This is a genomic window from Pelotomaculum propionicicum (assembly GCF_004369225.1).
Lineage (GTDB): Bacteria > Bacillota > Desulfotomaculia > Desulfotomaculales > Pelotomaculaceae > Pelotomaculum_B > Pelotomaculum_B propionicicum.
In genome coordinates this window covers 1-562 of the sequence record NZ_QFFZ01000172.1, presented here as the reverse complement: position 1 = coordinate 562, position 562 = coordinate 1, and the positions used below count along the sequence as shown (strand labels likewise).

Genomic DNA, 562 nt, shown 5'->3' with positions numbered 1-562 from the left:
TAAAAAATAGTAGAATACAATATTCCGATTCTTTTAAGCGAAAGGATAGTGACGGTGTTGCATCTACAAAATACTCAGTAAGGTTTGAAAAATCATCGGAATACATCAAAAAACGGAATATGCCCTATCCTCCTGGCGGAAAAGAGCCATTTATAGCTTAACCAAATTAAAGATGAAATTTCCATTTACACGGAATTATTTACACTCCCTTCTTTGAGCAGGCCCTTGGGGAATATTTACTCCTGCTTCCCACGCTTCCACTGCCTTTTTGGAAACACCGATAATATTTGCAAAGGCCGATTGTGATAAATCCAATTTCGTACGTATTTTTTTAATCTCCTTTGCCTTGTAAACAGGTAACGCTTTAACCGTTACAACATGCTTTTTTACACCTTTTAAGTTGCCTTTTTCATATTCAACAGCTTCCTGAAGACCTAGCGTGAAAACAATTCAATTACACAACTGAAGGAGTAAGCCTAAAAAAGGACATACTTATCCCTTGGTTTAAAAAATTGATTTTTTAAGCAGATTGTAATGATATTGCTAAAATGTCCGAGGCTTG

At 35.8% G+C, this 562-nt stretch carries 1 protein-coding gene; it reads right to left on the bottom strand.

The window, feature by feature from the left end; genetic code table 11:
- Nucleotides 1–195: 195 nt before the first annotated feature.
- Nucleotides 196–327, bottom strand: a complete 132-nt coding sequence (locus tag Pmgp_RS20460; protein WP_282432928.1) for a helix-turn-helix domain-containing protein — start codon at nucleotides 325–327, stop codon at nucleotides 196–198.
- Nucleotides 328–562 lie beyond the last annotated feature (235 nt).